Annotated in this window: 8 protein-coding genes; all 8 read left to right on the top strand. The window is 36.3% G+C overall.

Going from position 1 to position 13,999, the window contains the following annotated elements; genetic code table 11:
* The 8 genes from IEV50_RS06335 (at position 1) to IEV50_RS06370 (ending at position 13,998) form a co-directional block, all read left to right on the top strand.
* The gene (locus tag IEV50_RS06335; protein WP_188412400.1) at positions 1-1,596 is read left to right on the top strand and encodes a RagB/SusD family nutrient uptake outer membrane protein; all 1,596 of its coding nucleotides are present in this window, start codon (positions 1-3) and stop codon (positions 1,594-1,596) included.
* Positions 1,597-1,692: 96 nt separating this feature from the next.
* Positions 1,693-2,682, top strand: a complete 990-nt coding sequence (locus IEV50_RS06340) for a purple acid phosphatase family protein (protein WP_188412401.1) — start codon at positions 1,693-1,695, stop codon at positions 2,680-2,682.
* Between the two features lie 79 nt (positions 2,683-2,761).
* Positions 2,762-3,973, top strand: coding sequence for an acyltransferase family protein (locus IEV50_RS06345; protein WP_229746653.1), 1,212 nt, complete (start codon positions 2,762-2,764; stop codon positions 3,971-3,973).
* A 1-nt stretch (position 3,974) separates the two neighbouring features.
* Positions 3,975-6,197, top strand: coding sequence for an alpha-N-acetylglucosaminidase (locus IEV50_RS06350; RefSeq protein ID WP_188412402.1), 2,223 nt, complete (start codon positions 3,975-3,977; stop codon positions 6,195-6,197).
* A 9-nt stretch (positions 6,198-6,206) separates the two neighbouring features.
* Positions 6,207-7,724, top strand: coding sequence for a glycoside hydrolase family 28 protein (locus IEV50_RS06355; protein ID WP_188412403.1), 1,518 nt, complete (start codon positions 6,207-6,209; stop codon positions 7,722-7,724).
* 46 nt (positions 7,725-7,770) lie between these two features.
* Positions 7,771-10,053 (top strand): GH92 family glycosyl hydrolase, encoded by a 2,283-nt coding sequence (locus IEV50_RS06360; protein ID WP_188412404.1) that lies wholly within the window; start codon positions 7,771-7,773, stop codon positions 10,051-10,053.
* 399 nt (positions 10,054-10,452) lie between these two features.
* On the top strand, positions 10,453-12,453 hold the full coding sequence (locus tag IEV50_RS06365) for an alpha-L-arabinofuranosidase family protein (RefSeq protein ID WP_188412405.1): 2,001 nt from the start codon (positions 10,453-10,455) through the stop codon (positions 12,451-12,453).
* 6 nt (positions 12,454-12,459) lie between these two features.
* Positions 12,460-13,998, top strand: coding sequence for an alpha-N-arabinofuranosidase (locus IEV50_RS06370; RefSeq protein WP_188412406.1), 1,539 nt, complete (start codon positions 12,460-12,462; stop codon positions 13,996-13,998).
* The last annotated feature ends 1 nt before the right edge of the window (position 13,999 follow it).

Here is a 13,999-nt window from a genome sequence, read left to right on the forward strand (position 1 = left end):
ATGAAAAATCTTATCAATATAACTGCAGGAGCCTTATTAGCCATGGCTACTTTTTCTTCCTGCCAAAAGCTAGATGTGGATGTAAAAACACAGCTAACACCAGAAACCTTTCCGCAAACAGATCAACATTATATTCAACTTACAGGGCAAGTTTATGCACAGCTACGTGGCATTAGTGTAGAATATTTCTTTATGCAAAGCTTAAGTACTGATGAAGCGATTATGCCTGCAAGAGGTGGTAACTGGTACGATGGTGGTCGATATGAACAACACACCAAACACACCTGGGATAAAGATAACGCCCACATTGGTGGCGTATGGACTTTCCTTTCTACAACCATAAGTAAAGCCAATCAAAGCCTTTTTTTAATTAAAGATGCACCTGAAACTACAGCTAAAAAAACAGCAACAGCTGAAATGCGTACGGTTAGAGCATTAGCACTTTACATGATGATGGATCTTTGGGGAAATGTGCCAATCGTAACTCAATTTGGTGATGTAACACCACCAGATACCAAACCGAGAGCCGAGGTATTTGCTTTTATTGAGAAAGAAGTTAAAGAATCTATTCCAGATTTAAGCTCGGTTGTGGGTGTACCAACCTATGGCAGACCAACAAAGTATGCAGCTTATGCTTTATTGGCTAAAATGTTTTTGAATGCAGAAGTTTACATTGGCACAAACCGTTACAACGATGCCGTTGCCATGTGCGATAACATTATTACTGCTACCGGTGTGCCATTTAGTTTAGAAACCGATTATCGTAAAATGTTCTTTATTGATAACGGACCTCAAACCAAAGAATTTATTTTTGCTATCCCTTATGATGCATCATTTAGCGGAGGTTACATGTTCTACGCAAGGTATTCTTTGCCTCGTTCATTACAATCAAAATTTAGTTTAAAAGTTACTCCAAGTGCACCAATGAGTACTTTACCAGAATATTATGCAAACTTCAATGACCCTAATGATAAGAGAAATGCGCAATGGATTAGAGGTTTACAATTTAATAACGACGGAACACCAGTTATGGTTGGTACCACTAAAAAAGGTTATGACCAATTCTATACTGGAACTGATGGTGGTGATAAGATTTCTTATCAAGTAAATATTACTCCAAATATTACGCTAAGAGATGCTACGAGACCATTTGATGCCGGAAACGATGAAATTGCATGGAATATGGGTTACCGTAATAATAAATTTTATTGCGATAGCACGTCATCTACAAGAAATCAAAATAATGATTTACCAGTATTTAGATATTCAGACATATTGTTAATGAAAGCAGAAGCAATTCTTCGTGGTGCCACACCAACGCAAGGTCAAACTGCTTTATCTTTGGTAAACCAATTACGAGCTGTAAGAACGACTTCACCAGCTTGGACTGCTGTAACGCTTGAAGATTTATACAAAGAACGTTGCAGAGAAATGGCTTGGGAAACCTGGCATAGAAATGATATGATTCGTTTTGGCAAATTCGAAGGAACGTGGGGTTTTAAAACAGATGCACAAACGTTCCATCGATTGTTCCCTATCCCTGCTACAGCAACTTTACTAAACCCAAAATTAAAACAAAATCCGGGTTACAATTAATGTTTAGTTGAATAAACACATAATAAGTTTCCGAATTTCCGGTGGCTTATTATGCGTTTTAATATATACACTTAAACTAAAAAAATCACCTTTTTAATGAATGTTCGCCTGCTTTTTTTTGTATTTCTTTATTTAAATATTTTAAACTTATCTGTAAATGCACAGTTAATTTTAAGAGATTCTTCTTCCAATAAGGCACCTACGAAAACACTATTTAAAAAAGACGCTGCCCTTAACTTTATTGCCATGGGTGATTGGGGCAGAAATGGTGCTGACCATCAAAAACCTGTCGCAGCACAACTGGGCAAAACAGCTGCAGAAGTTAAAGCACAATTCATCATATCTACGGGTGATAATTTTTACCCAAGTGGAGTAATTAGTGAGCAAGACCCTTTGTTTAAGTATTCATTCGAAGATATTTACACAGCATTTTCATTACAATGGGATTGGTATGTTGTATTGGGAAACCATGATTACAAATCAAATCCTGATGCACAGGTTGCCTATTCTAAAATAAGCAGAAGATGGAAAATGCCAGCTCGTTATTTTGCAAAGAAATTCCCAATAAACGGCGATTTAAATAATCAGGTTTTGATTGCTTTTATAGATACAAATCCATTAATTCCAGAGTTTTATAAAAATACAGAATACGGACCCAATGTAAAACGACAAGATACAACAGCTCAAAAGCGTTGGTTAAACAAAACTTTAAGCGATACAGACCCATCAATAAAATGGAAAATAGTTGTTGGCCACCACCCTATTTATACTGGTGGTAGTCGTACCGAAGCCTATGACACCAAAGCTGTTCGATCATCTTTAAAGCCGACTTTTGATAAATATGGCGTTGATGTTTATTTAACAGGGCATGAGCACAGCTTGCAATACATTAAACCAGCAGGCAAAACACATTACTTCATTTCTGGCGCTGCATCAGAAAAAACACCTGTTAAATTAATACCCGATGCACAGATGGTTGCATCAGAATATGGTTTTATGCTTTTTTCAATAACTAAAGAACAATTACTTGTTCAAACGATAAACGAAGAAGGCTATATTATTTACAGTACCCTTATCAAAAAATAATCTATTTTTCGTTAGTTATCCTAATTTACTTCACTTAGGCTAAGCTAACTATTCGACAGCTTATATGGCTTTACCCTTAATGTCAGATAAAGAAATGCCCCAGGTAAAAAGCAAAAGGCTTTTGTCTTTAGATGCATTGCGTGGGTTCGATATGTTCTGGATTATCAGCGGAGAGCAAATATTTCATGGTTTAGCCAATGGTGTAATGGAAAAACAATCCCTTACCAGAAGCCAATACGACTGGACGATTTCAACCAATAAAAACTTATCATTTTTTGAACATCTATTTATTGCAATCAGTAATCAGCTGCATCACTCACCTTGGAATGGCTTCACTTTTTATGATTTAATTTTCCCACTTTTTATATTTATTTCAGGTGTATCGATGCCCTTTTCCTATCAAAAATATTTAACAGCAAAAAAAAGCAAAGAAAATGCATCCAAACTTATCTTTTTTGCTTTGATAAAAAGAACATTAATTCTACTTGTGCTCGGCATGATGGTTAACGGCTTATTGAAATTTAATGGCTATGAACAAATACGCTTCGCGAGCGTACTCGGACGAATTGCCCTATCTACTTTTTTTGCTGCTATAATTTACCTTAACTTTTCGCTTCGTAAACAGATTATATGGTTTGTTTCTATTTTAGTCGGTTACCATATTATTATGATTTTTATTCCGGTTCCTGGTTTTGGAAGGGGAAACTTTACACCCGATGGAAATCTTGCTGCTTATGTTGATCGCATACTCCTTCCTGGTAAATTGCATAGAGTGGTTTATGATCCAGAAGGATTACTCAGTACAATTCCAGCCATTGCTACGGCATTACTAGGCGTGTTTACAGGTTCCTTTCTAATATCAAAAGCACACAACTTAAGCCCTTTAAAAAAAGTATTCGGTTTAGTAATTGCCGGTATCATTTTGTTATTAACAGGTTTTCTCTGGAATATATTTTTTCCGATTAATAAAAATATGTGGACAAGTTCGTTTGTACTCTTTGCGGGTGGTTGGAGTGTAATTTTATTTGCAATATTTTATTATATAATAGATGTAAAGTCAATCAAAATATGGAGTTTACCATTTGTATGGATAGGAACAAATTCTATTTTAATTTATGTTTGTGCACACGGCCTTTTTAATTTTGAAGCAACTTCACAATTTCTTTTTGGAGGGCTGGTACAAAAAATGCCTCCAAATTTACAACAGGCATTCTTATGGTTAGGTGTATTATCTATACAGCTATTCATACTAAAGTTTCTTTACGATAGAAAGCTATTTTTAAAAATTTAAAATGAAATTAAAAATATACATATTAGGAATAATCCTGGCATTAAATTGCTTTGACACTAAAGCACAAAAATACCTTGCATCATCAAATGAGCTAATCGAAAGAATTTTACCAAAACAACATAGCTCCTTTTTAACCGAAAGTATTATTTCCAAGAATGGGATGGATGTTTTCGAAATTGAAAGTAAAAACCAAAAAGTTGTTTTAAGAGGGACTAGCGGGGTTGCAATTGCTTCAGCTTTTTATTATTACCTAACAGAATACGCTCATTGTCAGGTTACTTGGAATGGCACAAACTTAAAATTACCAGTAAAATTACCTATAGTAAAACATAAAATAAGAAAAGAAACTCCATACGAATACAGATATTACCTTAATTACTGTACCTTCAACTACAGCATGAGTTGGTGGGATTGGCCAAGATGGGAAAAGGAAATTGATTGGATGGCAATACATGGAATTAATATGCCGCTCGCCATTACGGGTGAAGAATATACATGGTATCTGCTGTATAAAGAAATGGGCTTTACAGATAACGATTTGAAAGATTTCTTTACTGGCCCGGCTTATTTCTCTTGGTTTTGGATGGGTAATATTGATGGATGGGGTGGCCCGCTCCCATTGAGTTGGATGAAAAGTCATTTCGAATTGCAAAAGAAAATATTGGCCAGACAGCGTTCTCTTGGCATGAAACCTGTACTTCCGGCTTTTACTGGTCATGTGCCTGCGGCATTTAAAAAGAAATTTCCAAATGCTAAACTTAAAGCAACCAATTGGACAAACGGCTTTGCCGATACTTACATTCTTGATTCTGAAGACCCGATGTTTGCTTCAATAGGAAAAAAATTCCTTCAAAAACAAACCGAGCTTTTAGGTACGGACCATTTATATTCTGCCGATACTTTTAACGAAAATGAACCGCCATCGGCAGAACCAGAATTTTTGAGCAAGTTAAGTGCAAGAATTTACGATGGCATGTCGGCCGCCGACCCTAAAGCAATTTGGGTAATGCAGGGATGGCTTTTTTACAGCGACAGAAAGTTTTGGAAAGAACCTCAAACAGAAGCGCTTTTGAAATCAGTACCAAACGATAAAATGATTTTGCTCGACCTGGCTACAGAAATTGAACCGGTTTGGAAACGTACTGAAGGTTTTTATGGCAAACCGTGGATTTGGAATATGCTGCATAATTTTGGTGGGAATACAAATCTATTCGGAAGAATGGATGTTGTTGCCAATGCACCTGCTGAAGCATTAAATAATCCGCAAAGTGGTAAAATGAAAGGCATCGGCCTAACGATGGAAGGCATAGAGCAAAATCCTGTTTTATATGAACTGATGATGGCTAATGTTTGGCAGTCGAAGCCCATTGATCTCAAATTGTGGCTACCACAATTTGTTCTCAATCGTTATGGAAACAAAAATGAACATGCACTAAAAGCCTGGGATATTTTAAGAAAAACGGTTTATACTGTTCCGGCAGATAAGTATATAAGAGATGGTGCTGAATCGATAATACAAGCCCGGCCAACTTTTGACTCGCTTACCCGTTGGGCAAAAACGACGTTGAATTATAATCAACAAGAACTATTACCAGCCTGGGATGAATTAATAAAATCGGTTCCTTCCTGCCAAAATAGTGATGGTTTTCAATATGATATTGTAGATGTTACCCGCCAGGTACTCGCAAATTATTCATTGCAAATTCAAAGAAATTTTGTTTTAGCCTATCAAAAAAAGGATTTGGCTACATTTAAAATAGAAAGCGAAAAATTTATTCAGCTTATTAATGACATGGATAAATTACTGGCTACAAGGAAAGATTTTATGTTGGGACCTTGGGTAGCTGATGCAAGAGCTTGGGGTACAAATACTGAAGAAAAAGCACGATACGAAATGAATGCGAAAGACTTGATAACGCTTTGGGGCGATGCTAAAAATCCGCTGAATGAATATGCATGCAGGCAATGGAGTGGATTGATGACAGACTTTTACAAACCCAGATGGCAGCTTTTCTTTTCTCAGATGGAAGATGACTTAATCAATAAAAAAGGATTAAATATTGAAAGATTTAACGATGATATCAGTGAGTGGGAATGGAAATGGGTAAATCAGAGAAAAGATTATCCAATAAAAACAGTGGGCAATCCGGTTAATATTGCAAAGCAAATGCATCAAAAATATCGTGGCTTAATTGAAAAATACGCTGCGATAAACAAAAATTAAGAAAGAAACATGAAAAACCTTATTTATCTAATTACCCTATTTGCATCTATTTCTAGTGCATTAGCGCAAAATAAAACCTTCAACATTATTGATTTTGGTGCAAAGCCGGGATTAAATTTCATCAATACCAAAAATATTCAAAGTGCGATAGATGCTGCATCAAAAAATGGCGGCAAAGTAATTATCCCGGATGGGCAATTTGTTACCGGACCGATAGAAATAAAATCTGGTGTAGAGCTGTATTTATCAGCCGATGCAGAATTGCTTGGAAGCATTAACCGATTAGATTATGGAAAGAAGAATGCAGAGGCGTTAATTTATGCGAAGAAACAGCATTCAATTGCTATAAGTGGTAAAGGAATTATCAATGGAAGAGGTCGCGAAGTGGTTAAAAACCTACTTACCTTATTACACCAAGGCGTTTTAGAAGATGAAACCTGGAAAGTAAAAAGACCATCAGAAAGTAACCGACCTCGATTAATTGCTTTTACCGACTGCGAAGATGTTTCAGTAAAAAATGTGAAATTAAAAAATAGTGCGGGTTGGGTTCAGGATTTTGTGAGATGTAATAAAGTAAACATAGACAGCATAACGGTAGAAAGTACCGAATATTGGAATAATGATGGAATTGATATTGTAAACAGTAAAAACGTTCGTATAACGAATTGTAATGTTGATGCAGCAGATGATGGAATTTGCTTAAAATCTGAAGGCATGCTTGGTATTTGTGAGAATGTTTATGTAGAAAATTGCATCATCCGATCGAGCGCTAGTGGATTTAAATTAGGAACAGGTTCTTACGGAGGTTTTCGAAATATTAAAGTTAGAAACATTACCGTTTACAATACCTACCGTTCGGCCATTGCACTAGAAGCTGTTGACGGTGGCTTTATTGATGGTGTTGATATTGAAGGCGTTGTAGCCAAATATACAGGTAATGCGATTTTTATTCGCTTAGGACATAGAAACAAAACCGATAAATTTAGTACGATAAAAAACATTCGGATTGCCAACGTTAAAGCAGATATTCCAAATACAAAGCCTGATGCCGGCTACCCTATCGAAGGACCACTACCAAAAGTTCCGCCTCATAACTTACTTCCAGCATCAATTGTTGGCATACCAGGACATTTGATAGAAAACGTATTGCTCCAAAATATCGAAATTACGTATGGCGGTGGTGCTTCAGAAAAAACAGCAAACATTCCAATTAATGAGTTGGATAAAGTTGTCGAAAACGAAGCCGGATACCCTGAATTTAGCATGTTTGGAGAATTACCTGCATGGGGATTTTATGTTCGCCACGCAAAAGGCATTACCTTTAAAAATGTTAAATTAAATTATATTGAAAGCGATTTCAGGCCGGCGGTAATATTTGATGATGTAAATGGAATTGATGTGAATGGACTGAAAATCGATAAATCTGAACATCCCAATGTAATGGTATTAAAAAATACTGGTGCTGTTTCCATTAAAAACACGAAATTCCCTTCAAATAAAAAAGAATCGATAAAAGAGATTCAATAATTTAATGACCCGAAGAATTATCATGCATTTATTTACCTTAAAAAGAATGACAAAAAAAAACATTTTAGGATATAAGAATACAGCAATATACCTATTTTTGGTATTGTCAAGTTTGAATTTTGGGTCAGTATATGCGCAGCAGTTAGACTTAATCAAGTACGTTCAGCCATTTTCGGGCACATCGGCTAGTACAACAATGGCTAGCCAGCATATAGAAGATAAAACAGAACGTTTAGCAAATACAATTCCAGCAGTAGCGCCTCCGTTTAGTATGACGCAGTGGACACCCCAAACGCAGTTAACAGAAACAAAATGTTTAGCCCCATACTATTTCAATAATAAAAAAATTTATGGCTTCCGGGCAAGCCACTGGATAAGTGGTTCATGCACACAAGATTATGGCAGTTTTACCATCATGCCAATCTCAGGTAAGCTTAAAACGAATTCTAATGATTATGCTGCAGATTATAATCATGAAAATGAAGCATCAACCCCATCCTACTACAGGATTAATCTTAATAGCTATAAATTACAAGTAGAACTCACCTCAACACTTAGGTGCGGCGTAATGAGAATTACGGCGATGAAAACAGATAGCTTATATCTTTTGGTAAGTCCAAACAGCGACGAAAACAAGGGCTATATTCAAATCGATAAAGCAAAAGGTGAGATTTCGGGTTACAATCCTGTTCATCGAATTTATCAGGGATGGGGTGAAGCTGCCGGATTTAGTGGTTATTTTTTTATCCGTATCAAAAAAGTGCTTAAAACCGGCGGGGTTTACAGTGAAGGAAATGTTTCGCAAAATCAAAACATTAATAATCAAAAAAATATAGGTGCTTACGCTGGTTTTAAACTACAAAAAGGCGAACAAATTATTATCTATTCCGGCACTTCTTTTACCAGTATTGATGCCGCAAAACGCAATCTAGAAAGCGAGATAAATAATGATTCTTTTGAAACTGTTTTAGCTAAAACCAACGCAGCATGGGAAAAGTCTTTATCACAAATAAAGGTTTCAGACTTGAATGAAAAGAAGAAAAAAATCTTTTATACTGCACTGTATCATGCACAACAACATCCCAGATTATTTAATGATGTGGATGGCAAATACCCTCAATTTGCAGGCAATTATCAAACAAAAACAATTAGTAAAGGCAACTACTACGATGATTTTTCCATGTGGGATATCTATCGTGCGCAACTTCCGCTTATAGAATTACTAAAACCCGATTTGGCGAATTCATTTGCAAATTCATTGGTTTTAAAAGGTCAGCAAGGCAGCTGGCTACCCATCTTCCCTTGTTGGAACAGTTACACCGCAGCAATGATTGGCGATCATGCAACAGCTTTTCTCGCTTCTGCTTACAACAAAGGTATCAGAGATTATGATGTAAAAGAGGCTTATCGCCTGATGAGGCAAAATGCATTCCAAATGCCCGATTCAGCAGATTATTTAAATGGTAAAGGCCGACGAGGAATTAATAGTTATTTAAAATATGGGTACATTCCTATAGAAGATAGCATCCCAAATGCATTTCATAAAAAAGAACAGGTAAGCAGAACCTTAGAATATGCTTATGATGATTATGCATTAGCTACGATAGCAAAAGATTTAGGTAAAAAAGAAGACTATAACCTACTTTCAAAAAGATCATTAAATTATCAAAACATATTTGATGCGAAAATTGGGATGGTTAGAGGAAGATTTGAAAATGGAAATTGGTATAGTCCTTTCTATCCAGATCATCGTGAGCCATACATTACGGAAGGAACACCCAGACAATATACTTTTTATGTACCTCATGATATGCCTGGACTCATAAAATTGATGGGCGGGAGTAAAAAACTTGAAAATGAATTAGATTCTTTATTCAACAATAAAGAGTATTGGCATGGAAATGAACCTGGTCATCAGATTCCATTTTTATACAATTACACCGCGTCTCCATGGAAAACTCAAATTCAGGTTAGCCGTATTTTGGATGAAGAATATGATGAAGGCGCAGGTGGACTAAGCGGTAATGACGATGCCGGGCAAATGTCGGCATGGTATGTATTTGCAGCACTTGGCTTTTATCCGGTAGATCCAGTTTCAGGAAATTATCAATTAACAAGTCCTACTTTTAAGCAGACCACTATATCGTTTAACGATGGAAAGAAATTAACTATAAAAGCAATTAAAAGCAGCAACACCTCTATCTATATTTCTAAAATCACTTTAAACGGAAAAGCTTTTGATAAAACTTATATCACTCATAATAATTTGATTAAAGGAGGCGAAATCGTTTTTTATTTGACTGAAAAACCTAAAATTAAGTACCATTAAGTATGAAGTTATCGTCATTCACTCTCATGAGGGAATCTTAAAACGTAAATATTATCAAGGATTTATGGTATGCGGCGCAAAGATCATGAACTATAGCTTACGAATAAGATTTCCACAAGTCGTCAATTCCAAATTGATTGGAAATGCTAAAACGGTGGGTTTGCCTTTCTATTGCGTTAAGATTCCCGCCTGCGCGGGAAAGACGGATGGAGAAACTCAACGAGTATCCCTCAGCAAGTCGTCATTTCCAAATTGATTGAAAATGCTAAGTCGGTGGGTTGAAATTAGCAATACAAACAACAGAAAATAACATTTTAAATAAATAATAATCGTATAAATGACGTTTATTATTTTAAAAGTTTTATTTTTACTACACGATTCTTTCCAAATATCATCATTATGAAACGAAATAATACTGCAAATTGCATATTCTATGTATTCCTGGTATGTATTTTAACCAGTTTAAGCCCTGTTAATTTGCATGCACAAACGTCAAAAACCATTACAATAAATACTGATAATTCAATTGCAAAAGTGCAATCCAATATGTGGGGTGTATTTTTTGAAGACATTAATTTTGGTGCTGATGGTGGCATTTACGCAGAATTAATTAAAAACAGATCTTTTGAGTTTGCTAAACCGCTAATGGGTTGGGCGATACAAAGAGCAAAAGCAAATGAGGGCGAAATTTTAGTTGTAAACCGAAAAGAAGAAAATATAACCAATCCAAGGTACATTCAAATTAACACTGAAAAAGGAAATTTCGGTATAAGCAATGAAGGCTTTAAAGGTATCGGTGTAAAAAAAGGCCTTCGTTACGATTTCTCGGTTATGTATCGGCAACAAAATACAGGTGTAAAATTGCGTTTGCAATTGTTATCGGCTGACAACAAAATTATTGGTGAAGGAAACCTAAATCCAGAAAAATCTAGCAGTGATTGGAAAAAACAATCGACAAGCTTTGTAGCGACAAAAACTGATGCTAAAGCCAAATTCACCATATTATTTGAAGGTAAGGGAAAAATAGATCTTGATATGATTTCGTTATTCCCAGGCGATACCTGGAAGAATCGCCCGCAAGGTTTACGTGCAGATATGGTTAAAATGCTTGCCGATATGAAGCCTGGTTTTGTACGTTTCCCAGGGGGGTGTATTGTTGAAGGCACCGACCTTGCAAACAGATATCAATGGAAAAAAACCATTGGACCTATTGAAAACAGGCAATTAATTATGAATCGCTGGAATGTAGAATTTGCCCATCGCCCGGCACCGGATTATTACCAGAGTTTCGGCCTAGGTTTTTTTGAATATTTTCAACTGGCAGAAGATATAGGTTCTGATGCGCTCCCAATCTTAAATTGCGGAATGGCCTGCCAGTTCAATACAGGAGAAGTTGCTTCGCTTGATGAGTTAGATCCTTATGTTCAGGATGCACTAGATCTTATTGAATTTGCAAATGGCGACATAACTACTAAATGGGGAAAAATGAGAGCAGACCTGGGTCATCCAAAACCATTTAACCTAAAAATGATGGGCATTGGAAATGAAAACTGGGGGCCGCAATATTTAGAACGTTTGGCCATTTTCACTAAAGCAATCAAAACCAAATATCCTGATTTTAAACTCATAAATAGTTCAGGCACAGATCCTGAAGGCGATAGATTTAACTTACTAAATACTTCACTCAGAAATTCCAACGCAGATTTTATAGATGAACATTATTATCGCCCTGCGGATTGGTTCCTTAAAAATGCTGGACGTTATGATGACTATCCAAGAGACGGCTCAAAAGTTTTTGTTGGCGAATATGCCGTTCATGCAGATAAAAACGTAATTGGTAGTAGTAGGAATAACTGGCAAAGTGCCTTGGCAGCTGCTTCACTTATGACCGGGCTTGAGCGAAATGCAGATGTTGTTCAAATGGCATCCTACGCGCCGCTTTTTGCGCATATCGACGCATGGCAATGGGCTCCAGATATGATTTGGGTAGATAATTTGAATGCTTATGGAACGCCGGATTATTATGTCCAAAAACTCTTCTCGACCAATAAAGGCACCGATGTAATTGCATCAAAAATTGATGGAAAGAATATAATTGGCCAGGATGGTTTATACGCTTCGGCGGTAACCGATAAAATCAGCAAAGAAGTCATCATCAAAATTTCCAACACGACAGATAAAGCGCAAAACATTGATTTTAATTTGGAAGGAAAACGGAGTTTAAAAACGAAAGGCTATGTAGATGAACTTGCGAACACGAATTTAAATCAGCTGAATTCTTTTGAAAATCCTGATGCGATAAGTCCGAAAAGAAATTCAATTACTGTTAAAAATAAAAAACTGTCGCTTACTTTGAAACCCTATTCTTTCAACGTAATCAAAATACCATTCACCAAATAAATGATTATGAAAAAATTATTGCTATTGATTATTACATTAGGTTCAACGATTTATGTAAATGCCCAAACTGAAGTAAAACTAACGATTAACCAGGCAAATGAGCAAGTTATCAGCAAACACATTTACGGCCATTTTTCAGAGCATTTAGGCCGATGCATTTATGATGGTTTTTGGGTAGATGAAAATTCTTCCATTCCGAATAAAGGTCGTATCAGGCTTGATGTAGTTGATGCGCTGAAAAAAATAAACATTCCAAACCTGCGTTGGCCGGGTGGTTGTTTTGCCGATGAATACCATTGGAGAGATGGTATCGGCCCAAGAAACCAGCGACCTAAAATGGTTAATACCAACTGGGGAGGCGTAACAGAAGACAATAGCTTTGGTACTCATGAATTCCTCGAACTTTGTGATATGTTAAAATGTGAACCCTATGTTGCAGGTAATGTTGGTAGTGGTACCGTTGAAGAAATGGCTAAATGGGTTGAATACCTCAATTTTGATGGAGTAAGTCCAATGGCAACTATTCGTGCACAAAATGGGAGAGAAAAGCCTTGGAAAGTTACTTTCTGGGGTGTTGGAAACGAAAGCTGGGGATGTGGTGGCCACATGACTGCTGATTATTACACCGATTTATATAAAAGATACGCTACTTACGCCAGAGATTATGCAGGTGCACCTTTAAAAAGAATTGCCAGTGGTGCCAATGCTGATGATTACAACTGGACGGAAACCTGCATGAAAAATATTGGCTCCAGAATGTGGGGACTTACTTTGCATTACTACACTATTCCAACAAACAACTGGAAAGCAAAAGGCTCTGCAACTCAATTTAATGAGGAAGAGTATTTCAGTACCATGAAAAACTGTTTAAAGATGGAAGAACTGGTAACCAAACATTCGGCAATAATGGACAAATATGACCCAAAAAAGAAAGTTGCCCTTGTTGTGGATGAATGGGGAATTTGGACCGATGTTGAACCTGGAACAAATCCTGGTTTTCTTTACCAGCAAAACAGCCTTCGCGATGCATTAATTGCTGGTACAACGCTTAACATTTTCAATAACCATTCTGATAGGGTAAAAATGGCAAATCTTGCGCAAACTGTAAATGTTTTGCAAGCACTTATCCTAACTGAAAAAGATAAAATGGTTTTAACCCCTACTTATCATATTTTCGATTTATACAAAGTTCATCAAGATGCCAAATACCTTCCTATAGCATTTACCAGCCCTGAATATATTGTTGGAAATAATAAAATCCCGGCATTGAATGTATCTGCTTCTCAAGATTCTACTGGAGCAATTCATATTTCACTAGTAAATTTAGATCCAAAAAATAAAATTTCATTGAGTACAGATTTAGACGGGCTAAAGTGGAAAACGGTAACTGGTCAGATATTGACATCTGCGAAACTTACAGATATAAATACATTTTCTAACCCCGATAAAATTCGTAATTCAAAGTTTTCAGGTGCTAAAAAATCAGGTAATTTGCTAAAAGTTGAGTTGCCATCACAATCAGTTGTCGTATTGGAATTAAAATAGA

Origin of the sequence: Pedobacter mendelii (genome assembly GCF_014635725.1) — a bacterium.
Taxonomy (GTDB): Bacteria; Bacteroidota; Bacteroidia; order Sphingobacteriales; family Sphingobacteriaceae; genus Pedobacter; species Pedobacter mendelii.

Excerpts from the sequence above, each read along its gene's own strand:
- IEV50_RS06335 (WP_188412400.1), top strand. The coding sequence starts at position 1 with ATGAAAAATCTTATCAATATAACTGCAGGAGCCTTATTAGCCATGGCT.
- IEV50_RS06340 (WP_188412401.1), top strand. The coding sequence starts at position 1,693 with ATGAATGTTCGCCTGCTTTTTTTTGTATTTCTTTATTTAAATATTTTA.
- IEV50_RS06345 (WP_229746653.1), top strand. The coding sequence starts at position 2,762 with ATGTCAGATAAAGAAATGCCCCAGGTAAAAAGCAAAAGGCTTTTGTCT.
- IEV50_RS06350 (WP_188412402.1), top strand. The coding sequence starts at position 3,975 with ATGAAATTAAAAATATACATATTAGGAATAATCCTGGCATTAAATTGC.
- IEV50_RS06355 (WP_188412403.1), top strand. The coding sequence starts at position 6,207 with ATGAAAAACCTTATTTATCTAATTACCCTATTTGCATCTATTTCTAGT.
- IEV50_RS06360 (WP_188412404.1), top strand. The coding sequence starts at position 7,771 with ATGACAAAAAAAAACATTTTAGGATATAAGAATACAGCAATATACCTA.
- IEV50_RS06365 (WP_188412405.1), top strand. The coding sequence starts at position 10,453 with ATGAAACGAAATAATACTGCAAATTGCATATTCTATGTATTCCTGGTA.
- IEV50_RS06370 (WP_188412406.1), top strand. The coding sequence starts at position 12,460 with ATGAAAAAATTATTGCTATTGATTATTACATTAGGTTCAACGATTTAT.